Below are 354 nucleotides of genomic sequence, written 5' to 3'. Positions count from 1 at the left end.
ATACCACTTGGGTCGAGTTGACAAGCTGCACAACGGAGGAGCCGCGAAGCCGGTTGTCATTATCGTTGACAACGACGGTGGGAGCGAAGGCATGTGGACTTGGATCAAGAAGGTGACTGAGTCCAAGACCAAGATCGATGGCTCCAAGCCATATTATTACGTTGGCAAGAGCCTCTACGTCGTTCCGATACCGAGTGGGGGGCAAGCCGACTTTTACATCGAGAAGCTCTTTCCCCAGCAGTGGTTGAATGCCAAGCTTGGAACCAAGACGCTCAAACTGATCCAAAAGAAGGGTGATAAGCTCGGTCCCAACGAGTATGGCAAAGGCGAATTTGCCACCAAGGTGATCCGGGC

The 354-nt window shown here is 52.8% G+C and carries 1 protein-coding gene; it reads left to right on the top strand.

The window, feature by feature from the left end; all coding sequences use genetic code 11:
- Positions 1 to 91: 91 nt before the first annotated feature.
- A partial coding sequence (locus AC5ZG1_RS44840; RefSeq protein WP_496136630.1) for a hypothetical protein occupies positions 92 to 354 on the top strand: 263 nt, incomplete at its 3' end.

Source organism: Bradyrhizobium sp. Leo78, assembly GCF_059512425.1.
The sequence above is the reverse complement of the archived record's forward strand: the minus strand, read 5'-3'. Positions and strand labels throughout refer to the sequence as shown.